Here is a 15,893-nt window from a genome sequence, read left to right on the forward strand (position 1 = left end):
GTTTTTTTAGTTTCACGACGAAAAAATGGTCTAAAACGTGATCAATTTAACACCTTGCTGATTGACCGTAAAGAAAGATGCGCTACATACAAGTGTAGCACCGTTTATTCTCTGTAAATTCCTTATTACGACAGCGTGAAACGTCTGTCAGGATCCACTGCCAGACCTCATTTTACGGTTTGCGCAGGCGTCTACGTTTCACCACAACACTGACATCACTCTGGCAAGGATGTTAGGATGGACCACGGATGATAATGACGGTAACAAGCATGTTAGACAATGTTTTAAGAATTGCCACACGCCAAAGCCCACTTGCACTCTGGCAGGCACACTATGTCAAAGACAAGTTGATGGCGAGCCATCCGGGCCTGGTCGTTGAACTGGTACCGATGGTGACGCGCGGCGATGTGATTCTTGATACGCCGCTGGCGAAAGTAGGCGGAAAAGGCTTATTTGTAAAAGAGCTGGAAGTCGCGCTCCTCGAAAATCGCGCCGATATCGCCGTACATTCAATGAAAGATGTGCCGGTTGAATTCCCGCAAGGTCTGGGACTGGTCACTATTTGTGAGCGTGAAGATCCTCGCGATGCCTTTGTGTCCAATAACTATGACAGTCTGGATGCGTTACCAGCAGGCAGTATCGTCGGGACGTCCAGTTTACGTCGCCAGTGCCAACTGGCTGAACGCCGCCCGGATCTGATTATCCGCTCCCTGCGCGGCAACGTCGGCACTCGCCTGAGCAAACTAGATAACGGCGAATACGATGCCATCATTCTTGCCGTAGCCGGACTAAAACGTTTAGGTCTGGAGTCCCGCATTCGCGCCGCGTTACCACCCGAGATTTCTCTTCCGGCGGTAGGACAAGGTGCAGTCGGTATTGAATGCCGCCTTGATGATACGCGCACTCGCGAGCTGCTTGCCGCGCTGAATCACCACGAAACTGCACTGCGCGTTACCGCAGAACGCGCCATGAATACCCGTCTCGAAGGCGGATGTCAGGTGCCAATTGGTAGCTACGCCGAGCTTATTGATGGCGAAATCTGGCTGCGTGCGCTGGTCGGCGCGCCGGACGGTTCGCAGATTATTCGCGGTGAACGCCGCGGTGCGCCGCAAAATGCCAAACAAATGGGGATTTCGCTGGCAGAAGAGCTACTGAATAACGGCGCGCGCGAGATCCTCGCTGAAGTCTATAACGGAGACGCCCCGGCATGAGTATCCTTGTCACCCGCCCGTCTCCCGCTGGAGAAGAGTTAGTGAGCCGTCTGCGCACACTGGGGCAGGTGGCCTGGCATTTTCCGCTGATTGAGTTTTCTCCGGGTCAACAATTACCGCAACTTGCTGATCAACTGGCAGCGCTGGGGGAGAGCGATCTGTTGTTTGCCCTCTCGCAACACGCGGTTGCTTTTGCCCAATCACAGCTACATCAGCAAGATCGTAAATGGCCCCGACTACCTAATTATTTCGCCATTGGACGCACCACCGCACTGGCACTACATACCGTAAGCGGACAGAAGATTCTCTACCCGCAGGATCGGGAAATCAGCGAAGTCTTGCTACAATTACCTGAATTACAAAATATTGCGGGCAAACGTGCGCTGATATTACGTGGCAATGGCGGTCGTGAGCTAATTGGGGATACCCTGACGGCGCGCGGTGCTGAGGTCACTTTTTGTGAATGTTATCAACGATGCGCAATCCATTACGATGGTGCAGAAGAAGCGATGCGCTGGCAATCCCGCGAGGTGACGACGGTCGTTGTTACCAGCGGTGAAATGTTGCAGCAACTCTGGTCGCTGATCCCACAATGGTATCGTGAGCACTGGTTACTACACTGTCGACTATTGGTCGTCAGTGAGCGTTTGGCGAAACTCGCCCGGGAACTGGGCTGGCAAGACATTAAGGTCGCCGATAACGCTGCCAACGATGCGCTTTTACGGGCATTACAATAACTCTCATAACAGGAAGCCATAATGACGGAACAAGAAAAAACCTCCGCCGTGGTTGAAGAGACTAGGGAGGCCGTGGACACCACGTCACAACCTGTCGCAACAGAAAAAAAGAGTAAGAACAATACCGCATTGATTCTCAGCGCGGCGGCTATCGCTATTGCTCTGGCGGCGGGCGTCGGTTTGTATGGCTGGGGTAAACAACAGGCCGTCAATCAGACCGCCACCAGCGATGCCCTGGCTAACCAACTGACGGCATTGCAAAAAGCCCAGGAGAGCCAAAAAGCCGAACTGGAAGGCATTATTAAGCAACAGGCTACGCAGCTTGAACAGGCGAATCGTCAGCAAGAAACGCTGGCAAAACAGCTGGATGAAGTCCAGCAAAAGGTCGCCACCATTTCCGGCAGCGATGCTAAAACCTGGCTGCTGGCCCAGGCCGATTTTCTGGTGAAACTCGCCGGACGGAAGCTGTGGAGCGATCAGGACGTCACGACCGCTGCAGCGTTGCTGAAAAGTGCAGACGCCAGCCTGGCGGATATGAATGACCCGAGTCTGATTACCGTTCGTCGGGCAATTACCGATGATATCGCCAGCCTTTCTGCAGTATCGCAGGTGGATTATGACGGCATCATCCTTAAGCTTAATCAGCTTTCAAATCAGGTAGATAACCTGCGTCTGGCCGATAATGACAGCGATGGTTCGCCGATGGATTCAGACGGTGAAGAGCTTTCCAGTTCCATCAGCGAATGGCGTATCAATCTGCAAAAAAGCTGGCAGAACTTTATGGACAACTTCATTACGATTCGCCGTCGTGATGACACCGCCGTACCGCTGTTAGCGCCAAATCAGGATATCTATCTGCGCGAAAATATTCGCTCTCGCCTGCTGGTCGCAGCACAAGCTGTACCGCGTCATCAGGAAGAGACTTATCGCCAGGCGCTGGAGAACGTCTCCACCTGGGTACGTGCTTACTACGATACTGATGATGCCACCACCAAAGCGTTCCTCGACGAGGTGGACCAGTTAAGCCAGCAAAATATCTCGATGGATCTTCCGGAAACCCTGCAAAGCCAGGCGATGCTGGAAAAACTGATGCAGACCCGCGTGCGTAACCTGCTGGCACAACCGGCAGCGGGGACAACGGAAGCTAAACCTGCACCTGCACCTGCACCTGCACCTGCACCTGCACCTGCACCTGCACCTGCACCGCAAGGTGATACTCCGGCAGCCGCGCCGCAAGGAGAATAACCATGCTAAAAGTGTTATTACTCTTTGTTTTGCTGATTGCGGGGATAGTGGTTGGCCCGATGATTGCCGGTCATCAGGGTTACGTGCTGATCCAGACTGACAACTACAATATCGAAACCAGCGTCACGGGCCTGGCGATTATTTTGATTCTGGCGATGGTAGTGCTGTTTGCCATTGAGTGGCTACTGCGGCGGATCTTCCGCACAGGCGCACACACCCGTGGGTGGTTTGTCGGACGTAAGCGTCGCCGTGCCCGTAAGCAGACCGAACAGGCGCTGCTGAAACTGGCGGAAGGCGATTATCAGCAAGTTGAAAAGCTGATGGCGAAAAATGCCGATCACGCGGAACAACCGGTGGTGAACTATCTACTGGCTGCCGAAGCCGCGCAACAACGTGGTGATGAAGCACGCGCCAACCAACATCTGGAACGCGCAGCAGAGCTGGCCGGCAATGACACCATTCCGGTAGAAATCACCCGTGTACGTCTGCAACTGGCCCGTAATGAAAACCATGCTGCACGCCACGGCGTGGATAAGCTGCTGGAAGTTACGCCACGCCATCCGGAAGTATTACGTCTGGCGGAACAGGCGTATATCCGCACAGGTGCATGGAGTTCTCTGCTGGATATCATCCCATCAATGGCGAAAGCCCATGTTGGTGATGAAGAACATCGTGCAATGCTGGAACAACAGGCATGGATTGGCCTGATGGATCAGGCGCGTGCCGATAACGGTAGTGAAGGTTTGCGTAACTGGTGGAAAAACCAAAGCCGGAAAACGCGTCATCAGGTAGCGTTGCAGGTGGCAATGGCGGAACATCTTATTGAATGTGACGATCATGATACTGCCCAGCAAATTATCATCGATGGCCTGAAACGCCAGTACGACGATCGCCTACTGCTGCCGATTCCTCGACTGAAAACCAACAATCCGGAACAGCTGGAAAAAGTGCTGCGCCAGCAGATCAAAAACGTCGGCGATCGCCCGCTGTTGTGGAGCACACTGGGCCAGTCACTGATGAAGCACGGAGAATGGCAGGAAGCATCGCTCGCCTTCCGCGCAGCGCTGAAACAACGTCCGGACGCCTACGATTACGCATGGCTTGCCGACGCGCTGGACAGACTGCACAAGCCGGAAGAAGCTGCAGCGATGCGTCGCGACGGTTTGATGTTAACGTTGCAGAACAACCCACCACAGTAGTTCCTTCTCACCCGGAGGCAAGCACCTCCGGGACCTTTCTGATGCATAAAAAAACGCCTGCTCTTATTACGGAGCAGGCGTTAAAACAGGTCTGTATGACAACAGTGGGTGCTTCACTCAACGTTGTGTCCATGGTGTCTGATGAGGCATAAGCGACATCTGTCAGTGGACGATAAGCACCGTAAACGGCTCTGCGTCATTCCGGAGTTTATGAGGCACTAAGGCGAACATAAGAGATGGAATGAGCATCTACCCGTTTATTATGCCACAGAGAATCGGGAAATAACATCCCTTAACACTTGTTATGAGATAATTCTGTAATCCTCTTTGCTTCCTGAGTGAATATTTAACCTGAGCTTGATCCTACACATACTTATTATGAATGATAAAATTCATTCAATTAATAACACATATATTAATTGCCGTTAAAACTAAAAAAGCATTAATAATCAACGCAATATAATAAACCTGCCTTACATATCAACTGCGCCAGAGGTAGGATTGAAAACGCTCTCCTGATTTTCCAATTCATTTTCTGGATAAATAAATAATTTATTTTTGTCACTATTATTTATGTAATCATCCTGTCAGGGAGAGGGATCTCAATTATCAATGCTTAATTACGTCATCATTTTGATGACATGAAACCGGAGCATTTTGCATGGAATTTTCGTTTTCACCCAAACTTCTTGTTGTTGCTGTCGCCGCCGCTCTTCCTCTCATGGCCAGCGCAGCAGATACCCCGTCAACTGCCACCGCACGCAAAGGCTTTGCCGGATACGATCACCCAAACCAGTATCCACAGAACGCTGCAATTTATTGAATTTGCACGATCATGTAGGCCGGATAAGGCGTTTACGCCGCATCCGGCAATCAACCGCAGGCGGCCACAAAATGGCCGCTTTTTTACTTATTCACCACCAGCAAATGTGCCTGCATAATGTCACTGGCCGGGCGACCGTGCGCCAGCAAATCAGCCATTGCTTTAAGATATGGCGGTAGATGGCGGAAATAACGCTGATACCCGGCACACAAATAATTCAGCCCCGGTTTGCCGCTGGCATCGAGCATGAAGCGGTGTTTCGGGCAGCCTCCCCAGCACGCTTTTAACACGTTACAACTGCGACACTGCGCCGGTAATTGCTTAAATTTATCTTCACCAAACACCTGCTGTTGCGGGGAATCGATCATTTCTGCAATTGTTTGCTGATGCATATTCCCCAGCCGATATTGCGGATAAACATAGTGATCGCAGGCGTAAACGTCGCCGTTGTGCTCAACAATCACCGAGCGCCCACAGGTTGGCTGATGATGGCAAACCGCACCCGGCGCACCGACAAAATTGGCAAACGCCCATTCGATATTCATCACGAAAATCTTGCCGACGTCGCGTTTGATCCAGTGGTCGAATATCGCCACCAGAAATTCACCAAATTCATCGGGGCGCACCGACCATTCCGTCAGTTCCCCCTGAATATCACCAGGCGCATGCAATTTCAGTCCATCGCGGGCAGCTGTTTCATCAGCCAGACGCTCGACCACCGGAATAAACTGGATGAATTCGACTCCCGCATCGCACAAAAAATCATAAACCTGCAACGGTTGCTGCGCGCTGGTGCGGTTGACGCAGACCAGCACGTTATAGTCGACATGATGTTTTTGCAGCAGCGTCAGGGCACGCATCACCAGCTTATGCGTTGGTCTGCCACCTTTGGTCACGCGATATTGATTGTGGATCTCAGCCGGACCGTCCAGCGATAACCCAACAAGAAAATGATTTTCTGCCAGAAATGCACACCATTTATCATCGAGCAGCACGCCGTTAGTCTGGAAGCTGTTACTTATCTTCCTGCCAGCACCGTATTTCGCCTGTAACTTTACGGCACGGCGGTAAAAATCCAGCCCGAGTAACGTTGGTTCGCCGCCCTGCCAGGTAAAAGCCACTTCGTTTTGCGGTTCGCTGGCAGCGATATAGTGACGGACATACGCTTCCAGCGTGTCATCGTCCATATGCGTGACTGGCTTTTCGCGGTAAAGGGATTGTTTTTCGAGATAAAAACAGTAGTCACAGTTCAGATTACAATCGGAACCACTCGGTTTCGCCATCACATGAAAAGCACGCGTTGGAACCTGTTGCAGCATGGTCACTCCTTGCCTGAAGTCATCCTTCAATACGTTAAGGGCGAAATCATACCGTGGGGCAATGAGTTATTACGGGCGTTTATTGCGAAGGGAGGGTGACGAAATGCACAGAAAACAAAAAACCCCGCCGAAGCGGGGTTCAAAATTGGTCGGCGAGAGAGGATTCGAACCTCCGACCCACTGGTCCCAAACCAGTTGCGCTACCAAGCTGCGCTACTCGCCGAAATACTGCTTTTTGAATTTTTAGTTCAATTCTTTAAAGTCGTGGTGCGAGGGGGGGGACTTGAACCCCCACGTCCGTAAGGACACTAACACCTGAAGCTAGCGCGTCTACCAATTCCGCCACCTTCGCATTGTCACAACTTCTAATAATGGGGTGGCTAATGGGATTCGAACCCACGACAACTGGAATCACAATCCAGGGCTCTACCAACTGAGCTATAGCCACCACTACAAATCTTGTTACGCGGTATTACTACCACCGCAGCTCAAGCGCCGGGACTAAATGGCGCGCCCGACAGGATTCGAACCTGAGACCTCTGCCTCCGGAGGGCAGCGCTCTATCCAGCTGAGCTACGGGCGCTTAGCGCCGTTGCGGGGGTGGATAATACGGACTTCCCACCCCTCTGTCTAGTCCCTTTTTAAATAAATTGCGCGTTTGGTTACGGTTTGTGCGTTTTGCTGCTTATTCCTCCAGTTTATGCGCTTTCCCGTGGCGATTAAGGCCAAAAACTTTATAAATCGCCGTCACCGCCAGCATAAAGATGATGCCAACAAACAGCGACATACGCGTATCTTCATTAAAGTACATGCCGATCAAAACGCAAATCAGGAATGCCATTGTTACGTAGTTGGCCCACGGGAACAGGATTGAGCGGAACGGATGGCTGGCAATCGCCGCTTTATGTGCACGCCGAAAACGCAGCTGGCTTATCAATATCACAAACCATGGCACCATCCCCGGAAGCACGCTGGCACTGTAGACGTAGACAAACACACGCTGCGGATTGGGAATGATGTAGTTCAGGCATGAGCCAATTAGCAGAATAGCAATAGATACTGCCACACCCGCAACTGGTACGCCGTGACGGGAAACTTTCGCCATCGCCGCCGGTAACTGACGGTTTTTCGCCAGTGCGTAGAGCATACGTCCGCAACTGTACATGCCGCTGTTACAGCCAGAGAGCGCAGCCGTCAGCACCACAAAGTTGATAATGCCCGCCGCTGCGGTAATACCGATTTTGGCAAAAGTCAGTACGAACGGGCTGCCGTTGCTGCCAATTTCATTCCACGGGAAGATGGTGACGATAACGAAAATCGCGCCTACGTAGAAAATCAGGATCCGCCACAGCACTTTGCCTACAGCACTGCGCAGCGTCACCTGCGGATTCTTCGCTTCACCGGCAGTAATGCCAATCAGCTCCACGCCCTGGTAGGACGCCACCACAATACACAGCGCGGTCAGGAACCCTTTCCAGCCACCCGCAAAGAAACCGCCATGCTCTGTGAGATTGCTAAAACCAATCGACTGCCCGCCATTGCCAAAGCCAAAGAAAATCACGCCCAGGCCAATGACAATCATCACGATAATCGTGGTGACTTTGATCATCGCGAACCAGAACTCGATTTCGCCGTACAACCGCACCGCCGCCAGATTCGCCAACGCCACCAGCGCCACCGCGATCAATGCAGGTATCCACTGCGCCATCTCCGGGAACCAGAACTGGACATAAACGCCAATGGCGGTGATTTCTGAGATCCCCACCGCCATCCACATAAACCAGTAAGACCAGGCGGTGAGATAACCAAAAAACGGGCTCATATAACGATGCGCATAAACGGCGAACGAACCGGTAACAGGTTCAAGGAACAACATTTCGCCCATTGAACGCATGATGAAAAAGACGAACAGCCCGGCGATGATATAGGCCAACAATACGGATGGCCCGGCCCATTTCAGGGTACTGGCGGCCCCCATAAACAGGCCGACGCCAATAGTGCCCCCCAGGGCGATGAGTTCGATATGTCGAGCTTCCAGCCCACGCTGTAGCTCTGGTTTGTTATCTGCCATAAATCCTCGTGTTGTGTTTGCATGCTTTCCGGTGTTACCGGTTATCGTTATGGGTACATCGAGTGTTGCGAATGTTTTCGTAATTCAGGAGAAATGGCAAATAAAGCATTAAAAATTTGAATGCTTTGTGTAATAAAAAAGCAGACAGGCGACGGAGTGACCACTCCGTCGCTTTACAAAGAGAGGAAAATCAGAGGTTGCCGGTGTAGTGCCAGCGTAAATAACGCAGCAAACGAAGCTGACGCTTAATGCGGCTCGGCTGCGAAAGCAGGCGGTAGAGCCACTCCAGTCCCAGCGTTTGCCAGATTTTCGGTGCGCGTTTTACGTGACCGGTGAAAACATCGTAAGTCCCGCCAACGCCCATATACAGCGCATCTGGATGCACCAGACGGCAGTCGCGCATGAAGATCTCCTGCTTTGGCGATCCCATCGCAACGGTGACGATTTGCGCTCCGCTGGCATGAATGCGTTCAAACAGCGCCTGACGCTGCTCGGGTTTAAAATAACCATCCTGACTGCCAACGATATTCACATTCCATTGGTTGCGCAGTTTAGCTTCAGTTTGCGCCAGCACTTCAGGTTTACCGCCCACAAGAAATACCGGCGTCCCTTCTTTGCCTGCGCGCGCCATCAGCTCTTCCCAGAGATCGGCACCGGCAACGCGGGAAACCTGCGCCTGCGGGTACTTTTTACGTACTGAACGTACAACGCTGATGCCATCCGCATATTTAAATTCGGCAGCGTTAATTAACTCCCTGACCTCGGCGTTATCTTCAATGGTCAGCATTTTTTCAGCATTAATGGCAACCAGCGTTCCCTGCTTAAGCTGCCCGTCAGCAAACAGATAATCGAGGGCGTGCTGCATATCACGCCAACCAATCAACTGTAAGCCACGCAGCGTATAGGTCGGTGCCGTGGTGTTGTTATTCATTGTTATCCTTCAACCTGCGTCCGGAGCGATGATTTTGTACGTTTATGAATGAGTCCGGCGCTTTCAAAAAGCCAGTACAGCAGTTTTGCGATTATCAGACATGCGCCGAAGACCACGATAAAAAAGACTACGCGTGAGACAAACGAATCCAGCCCTTCACGCGCCAGCACGATCATATTGAAGATCGCCCCAAAGCAGAAACTGTGCAATATCGCAGCCTTATAGCGATTAGGCTCGCGGTTGCCCAGCTCATACAGCCAGTCGAACCATTTGATGATCAGACCAACCACGATCGCCCCGAGCGGGATGAACAACGCGCCGCCCATCACCACCAGTGAGCCTATAAGCGTAGGCGAGATCGCCAGTCCGGAGTGGTTATTCAGCACTTCCCAGGTAAAGTAGTTGGCTGAGTTCAGCACCATACTCGGGCGACCCGGCCACAGCCAGGAAGGGATAAAGACATAGAAATCGCGGACAATTGGAGCCAGGCCCTGGAAGTCGATGTTGTCGTAGTTCTGCAACAGCAACGCCAGATTCTCCCACGGGGAGAAGGTGTCGCGAGTGAGATAGAGAAACGTATAGAACGCTTCATCGCCGCTCACATTCATTCCATAGCGTTTTAGCGCCATCCAGAACATGCCAACAATCCCCAGCACGCCCGCCGCCGCCAGCATCCACAACGAAATCCAGCCGCGAATAATGCCAATAAACAGGAAGATAGCGAATGCGATGATGATATTGGCGCGAGTGCCGCCGACAATCATATAAGTCAGCAAGCCAAAGGCGACCGTGCTGACGAGGAAAAACAGCCACGCTTTGCTGTCCTGGCGCAGAAAGTAGACCACCAGCATCGCCGGGATGAAAAAGTAAAAGAAGCGTTTTAACGCCACGCCGGAGACTTCACTGGAGAAGATCTGACTGTAGGAGTTAAGCCGGAACAGCAAAAAGCCGTTGTGCATGAAGAAGATGCCGACGCTTACCAGCGCGATACCCATCAGGATCACCCACGTAAGATTGGTCTCCACGCGGTTCATGGTAAACAGCGGACGGCGCGGTACATCAGCAACGCGTTTGCGTAGGCGGGTTTTGTAGGTGACATAGTAAACCGCGTAGAAGCAGCCCGCAGAAAGCAACGCCTGCAACAAGATTTCTGGCGGCGCGACACCAACATCAAAGCGAAATACCAGCACGCTGGTCAGCGGGAAGCCGAAGAAAAAGGTGAGCAAAAACAGCAATGAAAAGAAGACATTGAAGTTAAAGCGCACACGGCGAAACTCAAACCAGGTCAGCGTGGCAATAAACAGCGTGCAGAGCAGCCAGACCACAAACAGGCCACTGAATTGCAGCAGACTCATGCGACCTCCCCGGCGGCAATCGCCAACGCCCGCTGCCAGCCTTGTAGATAGTTAGGGCTAAAGAAGGCAATGGTGTTTTTATCCACCGACGCCAACTGGCGCTGCGCTTCACGCACAATATCCTCGTTGAGATCGTCGGTAGTAAACAGCACCGGCAAATGCTGTTCCGTCATATCCTGCCAGAACGGATTTTCCCGGTTAAGCACACAAGGAATGCCCGCCTGAATCAGTAAGCAAAGCGTACCAATGCCCTGCTGGCGGGCAAAAATAAAGTAACCAAGATCGCACTGACGAAGTAGCGCCAGATAGGCGTCAAATTCCAGTTTTTCGCTCAAAATTTGCAGATTTTCTTCGCTGAATAACTCCAGCCCCGCCTGACGAACTTCCTCAATGTACGCTTCGTTATTAGGCGGATATCCCATCGGCACCACCACTTTTACCGTATCGCCAAATTGCTGATGAACGGCGCGCAAGGCAGCAATATGGTCATTGCTGCGGTCACCGGAGTTCCCCACCAGAATGGTCATTTTCCCTTCACGTTGCCGATCATTCGCCATCGTATTGAGAGAAGGGTCCATCCGCGTCGGGAAGTACAGCAGTTCGCCCCGCACCTTTGGATGCGTTTTGGCAAAAAAGCTCAAATCACCGCGGGTGGCAAATACACAGCCGACTCGCTTTTGCGCCAGGCGACGTAGCGGGTAAAAAAGCTTATATCTCAAGCCACTGGAAAGCTCATACAGGTCTGCCCCCCAGATATGCCAGAAAAACTGGCTGGGCTTAATGCCACCACTCAGCAGAGCCAGCCACAGTGTGGGATTGAACTGACCGTGGAAAAAAAATCGCTGCTGACGGTTAGCTTTTGCTTTCGCGATGACCGCTTCCGCCAGCGATTTTTTCCCAGGGAAAAATTGCACAGAAAGCGCCGGACAGCTATCACTTAAGCCGTCGTCCTTGCCAACAACCATAAACTCGCGCGCGTGCTCGCTCGTCGCGGCCAGCGCGTCATTGAAAAACCGCAAAACGGTTCGGTTATGGTGAGGGATATCCGATCCCAGTACGTGAATCAGTACAGTCATGCCCGCCTACGCCAGAGTAAAAACACGCCACAACAAAGAGAAAAATAGACGATATAAGTTGCCATATATGCCTGCGCCGCGCCCAGTGCACCATGCGCAGGGATTAGCCAGTGGGCAAATACCATCAATAAAGTGAACTGGCTGACTTCCGCCAGAATATAAAACCGCAGTGACGCTTTGGCGATCACCAGATAACCAAAGACATAAGCGCCCACTTTTAACACATCACCCACTAACTGCCAGGCAAAGAGATCGCGCATAGCGGTAAATTTATTCGACAACAGCAACCAGATAGCAAAATCACGCAGCAACCAGACGGTAAAACTCGCCGCCGCCACTGCCGGTAAGACGAATTTCAGCGATTTAACCACTTCCCGGGTGATATCGCGCTTTTCCGTTAGCCGCGACAACGTGGGCAGCAAATATACGCTGAACGATGCCGTAATAAATTGCAGGTAGGCATCGGAAATACTGCTCACCCCTTGCCAGATCCCCACTTCATCCCAGCTATACTGCGCCGCCAGCAGTTTACGCATCATGATGTAAGCAACAGGCAAGGTCACCGACGTAATCAACGCCATGAGCGTAAATTTGCTCAACTGCCCTGCCAGACCGTTATCCCAGCTGGGTTTCAGATAGCTTAACGGGATGACACCACGTTTGATCAACATGATGGCGGCAGGAATCACCACCAGCGCGGGAATCAGCGCCAGACCCAGCAACGCCCCTTCATAACCGCCCAAACGGTAACTGACGTAGTACGCGAGAACGCCAATCAAGCTGCCGACAATCAGCGATAACGCATTACCTGCGGCATCGCGAAAGCCTTTCATCAGCGCCAGTAACAGGTTGCCCCAGGCGATCCCCATTTGCACCAGCGCCACTAAACGCACCAGCCCCTGATAGTCGGTATTACCAAACAGTCCCTGGCTGATTGGCGCAGCTGCCAGCACAAAAACCAGCGCCATCAGCGTAGAGAAACCAAGTACCATCGCTGATGAAGTGCCGACCACGCGGCGCAGCTGTTGCGGATTATCATGGTACTGGGCAACGTATTTGGTTACACCGTTAAAGATGCCAGCTCCGGCAAGCACGCCGAGCACGGTAATCAACTGGCGGAAATTTGCCGCCAGCCCAAGCCCCGCCGGACCAAATGACACAGCCAGCAACTTACCGACCAGTAACCCGGCACCAATCTTGACCAGTGTACTGGCCGCCGTCCACAAGGACGCTTTTGCCAACGACATATCAGGAGAAGTAGTTCAACAAAGTCGCAATTACCGTACGCTGATTGACGGGCGACAGGTTGTAGAACAGCGGCAGGCGCAGCAGGCGCTCGCTCTCTTTGGTGGTGTAGCGATCTTCACCGTGGAACTCACCAAAGCGTTCCCCCGCAGGGCAACCGTGCAGCGGAATGTAATGGAACACCGCCATGATTTCCGCTTCTTTCAGAAAGTTAATCAACGCGCTCCGGTCATCAATATCCCGCAGTTTAATGTAGAACATATGCGCGTTCTGCACGCAGCCATCGGGAATCGACGGCAGCTCGATACGCCCGGCTTTCGCCAGAGGCGCTAACGCATCGTAGTAGTTTTGCCACAGCGCCAGACGTTGCTGGTTGATACGATCCGCTGCTTCCAGTTGCGCCCACAGGTACGCAGCTTGCAGATCGGACATCAAATAGCTGGAGCCAATATCGCGCCAGGTATATTTATCGACCTGACCACGGAAGAACTGGCTGCGGTTAGTGCCCTTTTCACGGATGATCTCGGCTCGTTCGATTAACGCTTTATCGTTAATCAGCGTCGCGCCGCCTTCACCACCCGCCGTATAGTTTTTGGTTTCATGGAAGCTAAAGCAGCCAATATGACCAATGGTTCCCAGTGCACGCCCTTTGTAAGTGGACATCACGCCCTGAGCGGCATCTTCTACCACAAACAGATTATGCTTTTTCGCCAACGCCATAATGGTGTCCATTTCGCAGGCCACACCCGCGTAATGGACCGGCACGATAACGCGCGTTTTGTCGGTGATCGCCGCTTCAATCAGCGTTTCGTCGATGTTCATGGTGTCCGGGCGAACATCCACAAAAACGATTTTTGCGCCACGCAGCACAAAGGCATTGGCGGTGGAGACAAAGGTGTAGCTCGGCATGATCACTTCATCGCCAGGCTGGATATCGAGCAGCAGCGCCGCCATCTCCAGCGAAGCGGTGCAGGACGGCGTCAGTAACACTTTGGCGCTGCCAAAACGTTGCTCCAGCCACTGCTGGCAGCGACGGGTAAAACCGCCATCGCCACACAGTTTGCCGCTACCCATTGCCGACTGCATATAGTCGAGTTCGGTTCCCACCACCGGCGGTGCGTTAAATGGAATCATGTGATCACCTGTATAACCAGTACGCGGTGCTTTCTACATTCGCACCACTTTGTATGTATCGTTTAAGCGCGGCGGTGTTGCCCATTTGGGTCGCCACCCGCAAAGTTGTTTTACCGCGAGCATACGCCCAGTTTAGCGCCGTTTGCATCAGCTCAGCACCTGCACCGCGTCCAGCCAGCAGGCCAATTCGCGCATCTGTCGCATTGAGTTCCCGTAAAGAGACATAACCGCGAATACCGCCGGACGCCGCACGTAAAATCAGACATTGATGATCAAAGGTGCCGCGCACGGCATTTTCAATCCACTGTGCATAAAAGCGTCCGCTGGCGTCAGGCGCATACCACGGCGCACGAAAACGGCTTTGCGCAAATGCGGCGCTGGCTAACTGACGTAATGCGGGAATATCGGTCTCTTGTGCCACTACAGCACCACTATCACTGACATTGTTCACGGGTAGTGCCAAATCAACTTCACCTTCTACCAGGGAGAATCCCAGCTGTTGCAGGGCATCCAGTTCACCCGTATTTGATGCCGCAATTTTGGCCTGCACCCGTGACCACGGCGCTAACACGTCTGGCGTCAGGAGCGGTGCTTCAGACGTAATGCGCACGATGGCGCTGTTAACACCAAAGAAGGCGTTTTCCCAGGTTAGTGGCTCAATACTGGCGCGGACGGGCACGAAGTAACTCCAGCAGATATTGGCCGTAGCCAGTTTTCGCTAATGAACTGGCAGCACGCTTCACACCCTCGTCATCGAGCCAGCCGTTACGCCAGGCGATCTCTTCCAGGCAGGCAATCTTAAAGCCCTGGCGTTTTTCTACTGTCTGCACAAAGGTACTGGCTTCAATCAGGCTGTCGTGAGTGCCAGTGTCCAGCCAGGCAAATCCGCGCCCGAGCAGTTCAACGGTCAGGTTGCCCGCCTCGAGGTACATCTGGTTGATGGAGGTAATCTCCAGTTCACCACGCTCCGACGGCTTCACCTGCTTTGCGTACTCCACGACTTTACTGTCGTAGAAATAAAGCCCGGTCACCGCCCAGTTTGACTTCGGCTGTTTTGGCTTTTCTTCCAGCGAGATAGCGCGGAAATTGTCGTCAAACTCCACCACGCCAAAGCGTTCCGGGTCCATCACCTGATAGCCAAATACCGTCGCCCCTTCCGTGCGCGCCGCAACATGACGCAGCTTCGGACTGAAGCCCTGACCGAAGAAGATGTTATCGCCCAGCACCAGACAAGAAGGTTCACCGTTGAGGAAGGTTTCACCGATGATAAAGGCCTGCGCCAGACCGTCCGGGCTGGGCTGTTCGGCGTATTCCAGCTGGATACCGAACTCACTACCATCGCCCAGCAGGCGCTGGAAATAACCTTTATCTTCCGGCGTAGTGATGATGAGAATTTCGCGGATATCGGCCAACATCAGCACCGACAGCGGATAGTAAATCATTGGCTTATCGTAAATCGGCAACAGTTGCTTCGATACGCCGCGCGTAATCGGATGCAATCGGGTGCCGGAACCGCCCGCCAGGATAATACCTTTCATGTTTGCCTC

General features: G+C 52.6%; 13 protein-coding genes, 4 tRNA genes and 1 pseudogene. 5 read left to right on the forward strand and 13 right to left on the reverse strand.

The genetic code is table 11. The annotated features are described in order from the left end of the window. Window positions 1–269 precede the first annotated feature (269 nt). The 5 genes and pseudogenes from hemC to C1P89_RS26085 form a co-directional block, all read left to right on the forward strand. A complete protein-coding gene (gene hemC, locus C1P89_RS19225) occupies window positions 270–1,211 on the forward strand; it encodes a hydroxymethylbilane synthase (RefSeq protein ID WP_005137476.1) in 942 nt (313 codons plus the stop codon). Then, window positions 1,208–1,948 carry a uroporphyrinogen-III synthase gene (gene hemD / locus C1P89_RS19230; RefSeq protein ID WP_000026050.1) on the forward strand — a complete coding sequence of 247 codons (741 nt, stop codon included), beginning with the start codon at window positions 1,208–1,210 and terminating at the stop codon, window positions 1,946–1,948. Before hemC ends, hemD begins: the two co-directional genes overlap by 4 nt. Before the next feature lie 21 nt (window positions 1,949–1,969). Then, entirely contained in the window at window positions 1,970–3,193 is a 1,224-nt protein-coding gene (gene hemX, locus C1P89_RS19235; RefSeq protein WP_000138990.1) for a uroporphyrinogen-III C-methyltransferase, read from the forward strand. Window positions 3,194–3,195: 2 nt separating this feature from the next. Then, window positions 3,196–4,392 carry a protoheme IX biogenesis protein HemY gene (gene hemY, locus C1P89_RS19240; RefSeq protein ID WP_000921791.1) on the forward strand — a complete coding sequence of 399 codons (1,197 nt, stop codon included), beginning with the start codon at window positions 3,196–3,198 and terminating at the stop codon, window positions 4,390–4,392. Window positions 4,393–5,053: 661 nt separating this feature from the next. Then, a pseudogene (locus tag C1P89_RS26085) lies at window positions 5,054–5,191 on the forward strand (arylsulfatase); the annotation flags it as partial. A 107-nt stretch (window positions 5,192–5,298) separates the two neighbouring features. Here C1P89_RS26085 and C1P89_RS19245 read toward each other — a convergent pair. The 13 genes from C1P89_RS19245 to rfbA form a co-directional block, all read right to left on the reverse strand. Then, on the reverse strand, window positions 5,299–6,534 hold the full coding sequence (locus C1P89_RS19245; RefSeq protein WP_000941525.1) for an anaerobic sulfatase maturase: 1,236 nt from the start codon (window positions 6,532–6,534) through the stop codon (window positions 5,299–5,301). A 146-nt stretch (window positions 6,535–6,680) separates the two neighbouring features. Next, a tRNA-Pro gene (locus C1P89_RS19250) sits at window positions 6,681–6,757 on the reverse strand. Window positions 6,758–6,799: 42 nt separating this feature from the next. After that, a tRNA-Leu gene (locus C1P89_RS19255) sits at window positions 6,800–6,886 on the reverse strand. A 20-nt stretch (window positions 6,887–6,906) separates the two neighbouring features. Next, window positions 6,907–6,982: transfer RNA gene (locus tag C1P89_RS19260), tRNA-His, on the reverse strand. Between the two features lie 58 nt (window positions 6,983–7,040). Beyond that, window positions 7,041–7,117: transfer RNA gene (locus C1P89_RS19265), tRNA-Arg, on the reverse strand. 102 nt (window positions 7,118–7,219) lie between these two features. Beyond that, window positions 7,220–8,605 (reverse strand): bifunctional threonine/serine APC transporter ThrP, encoded by a 1,386-nt coding sequence (gene thrP, locus C1P89_RS19270; RefSeq protein WP_000774731.1) that lies wholly within the window; start codon window positions 8,603–8,605, stop codon window positions 7,220–7,222. Window positions 8,606–8,795: 190 nt separating this feature from the next. After that, the gene (wecG, locus tag C1P89_RS19275) at window positions 8,796–9,536 is read right to left on the reverse strand and encodes a lipopolysaccharide N-acetylmannosaminouronosyltransferase (RefSeq protein ID WP_001064038.1); all 741 of its coding nucleotides are present in this window, start codon (window positions 9,534–9,536) and stop codon (window positions 8,796–8,798) included. 2 nt (window positions 9,537–9,538) lie between these two features. Then, complete coding sequence (gene wzyE / locus C1P89_RS19280) at window positions 9,539–10,891, reverse strand: ECA oligosaccharide polymerase (RefSeq protein ID WP_000055136.1); 1,353 nt, start codon at window positions 10,889–10,891, stop codon at window positions 9,539–9,541. Further along, window positions 10,888–11,967 carry a TDP-N-acetylfucosamine:lipid II N-acetylfucosaminyltransferase gene (gene rffT, locus C1P89_RS19285; RefSeq protein ID WP_000217241.1) on the reverse strand — a complete coding sequence of 360 codons (1,080 nt, stop codon included), beginning with the start codon at window positions 11,965–11,967 and terminating at the stop codon, window positions 10,888–10,890. The genes wzyE and rffT overlap by 4 nt, the downstream gene beginning before the upstream one ends. After that, complete coding sequence (gene wzxE / locus C1P89_RS19290; RefSeq protein WP_000050265.1) at window positions 11,964–13,214, reverse strand: lipid III flippase WzxE; 1,251 nt, start codon at window positions 13,212–13,214, stop codon at window positions 11,964–11,966. Before wzxE ends, rffT begins: the two co-directional genes overlap by 4 nt. A 1-nt stretch (window position 13,215) precedes the next feature. Next, window positions 13,216–14,346, reverse strand: a complete 1,131-nt coding sequence (rffA, locus tag C1P89_RS19295) for a dTDP-4-amino-4,6-dideoxygalactose transaminase (RefSeq protein WP_000612044.1) — start codon at window positions 14,344–14,346, stop codon at window positions 13,216–13,218. A 4-nt stretch (window positions 14,347–14,350) separates the two neighbouring features. Continuing rightward, the gene (rffC, locus tag C1P89_RS19300; RefSeq protein WP_001145194.1) at window positions 14,351–15,025 is read right to left on the reverse strand and encodes a dTDP-4-amino-4,6-dideoxy-D-galactose acyltransferase; all 675 of its coding nucleotides are present in this window, start codon (window positions 15,023–15,025) and stop codon (window positions 14,351–14,353) included. Continuing rightward, complete coding sequence (gene rfbA / locus C1P89_RS19305; protein WP_000676044.1) at window positions 15,003–15,884, reverse strand: glucose-1-phosphate thymidylyltransferase RfbA; 882 nt, start codon at window positions 15,882–15,884, stop codon at window positions 15,003–15,005. The genes rffC and rfbA overlap by 23 nt, the downstream gene beginning before the upstream one ends. Window positions 15,885–15,893: the final 9 nt, after the last annotated feature.

It is taken from the genome of Shigella sonnei, from assembly GCF_002950395.1.
Classification (GTDB): Bacteria; Pseudomonadota; Gammaproteobacteria; order Enterobacterales; family Enterobacteriaceae; genus ECMA0423.

Excerpts from the sequence above, each read along its gene's own strand:
- hemC (WP_005137476.1), top strand. The coding sequence starts at position 270 with ATGTTAGACAATGTTTTAAGAATTGCCACACGCCAAAGCCCACTTGCA.
- hemD (WP_000026050.1), top strand. The coding sequence starts at position 1,208 with ATGAGTATCCTTGTCACCCGCCCGTCTCCCGCTGGAGAAGAGTTAGTG.
- hemX (WP_000138990.1), top strand. The coding sequence starts at position 1,970 with ATGACGGAACAAGAAAAAACCTCCGCCGTGGTTGAAGAGACTAGGGAG.
- hemY (WP_000921791.1), top strand. The coding sequence starts at position 3,196 with ATGCTAAAAGTGTTATTACTCTTTGTTTTGCTGATTGCGGGGATAGTG.
- C1P89_RS19245 (WP_000941525.1), bottom strand. The coding sequence starts at position 6,534 with ATGCTGCAACAGGTTCCAACGCGTGCTTTTCATGTGATGGCGAAACCG.
- thrP (WP_000774731.1), bottom strand. The coding sequence starts at position 8,605 with ATGGCAGATAACAAACCAGAGCTACAGCGTGGGCTGGAAGCTCGACAT.
- wecG (WP_001064038.1), bottom strand. The coding sequence starts at position 9,536 with ATGAATAACAACACCACGGCACCGACCTATACGCTGCGTGGCTTACAG.
- wzyE (WP_000055136.1), bottom strand. The coding sequence starts at position 10,891 with ATGAGTCTGCTGCAATTCAGTGGCCTGTTTGTGGTCTGGCTGCTCTGC.
- rffT (WP_000217241.1), bottom strand. The coding sequence starts at position 11,967 with ATGACTGTACTGATTCACGTACTGGGATCGGATATCCCTCACCATAAC.
- wzxE (WP_000050265.1), bottom strand. The coding sequence starts at position 13,214 with ATGTCGTTGGCAAAAGCGTCCTTGTGGACGGCGGCCAGTACACTGGTC.
- rffA (WP_000612044.1), bottom strand. The coding sequence starts at position 14,346 with ATGATTCCATTTAACGCACCGCCGGTGGTGGGAACCGAACTCGACTAT.
- rfbA (WP_000676044.1), bottom strand. The coding sequence starts at position 15,884 with ATGAAAGGTATTATCCTGGCGGGCGGTTCCGGCACCCGATTGCATCCG.